Origin of the sequence: Peptoniphilus rhinitidis 1-13 (assembly GCF_000246925.1) — a bacterium.
Lineage (GTDB): Bacteria > Bacillota > Clostridia > Tissierellales > Peptoniphilaceae > Peptoniphilus_A > Peptoniphilus_A lacydonensis.
On record NZ_BAEW01000041.1, the window covers coordinates 1 to 590 of the forward strand.

Below are 590 nucleotides of genomic sequence, written 5' to 3' on the forward strand. Positions count from 1 at the left end.
TAATTTTTTATGGTAGCGGGAGAAGGATTTGAACCTCCGACCTTCGGGTTATGAGCCCGACGAGCTACCAAACTGCTCCATCCCGCGTCATTTTCACCCGGCTTTTTTATTGGTGCCGAGAATCGGAATCGAACCGATACGGTGTTTAACCACCGCAGGATTTTAAGTCCTGTGCGTCTGCCAGTTCCGCCACCCCGGCTTACTTTTTTTCTGGCTCTCAGGGTGGGACTCGAACCCACAGCCTACCGGTTAACAGCCGGTTGCTCCACCATTGAGCTACCTAAGATTATTTGAGGCTCTTTAGCCTCTAAACTGGCGATAACTTACTCTCCCAGGTCGTTGCCAACCAAGTACCATCAGCGGACTAATGCTTAACTTCTGTGTTCGGTATGGGTACAGGTGTGTCCATTGTCCTATTCTCACCAGATTAACTTAAAAAACTAATCTACTCTTCTTTCTCTTGGTCAAGTCTTCGACCTATTAGTACTCGCTAGCTGAATGTATTGCTACACTTACACCTTGAGCCTATCTACCTAATTTTCTTCTAGGGGTCTTATCTTTCGAGGGAAATCTCATCTCGAGGGGGGCTT

3 tRNA genes and 2 rRNA genes are annotated in these 590 nt (G+C 47.3%); all 5 read right to left on the minus strand.

Features of this window, described 5'->3' with window-relative positions:
* Nucleotides 1-10 precede the first annotated feature (10 nt).
* Nucleotides 11-87: transfer RNA gene (locus tag RH95_RS09110), tRNA-Met, on the minus strand.
* A gap of 23 nt (nt 88-110) precedes the next feature.
* Nucleotides 111-199: transfer RNA gene (locus RH95_RS09115), tRNA-Leu, on the minus strand.
* A gap of 12 nt (nt 200-211) precedes the next feature.
* Nucleotides 212-286: transfer RNA gene (locus tag RH95_RS09120), tRNA-Asn, on the minus strand.
* Between the two features lie 24 nt (nt 287-310).
* Nucleotides 311-427: ribosomal RNA gene (gene rrf / locus RH95_RS09125) — 5S ribosomal RNA — on the minus strand.
* A gap of 33 nt (nt 428-460) precedes the next feature.
* Nucleotides 461-590: ribosomal RNA gene (locus RH95_RS09130) — 23S ribosomal RNA — on the minus strand; the annotation flags it as partial.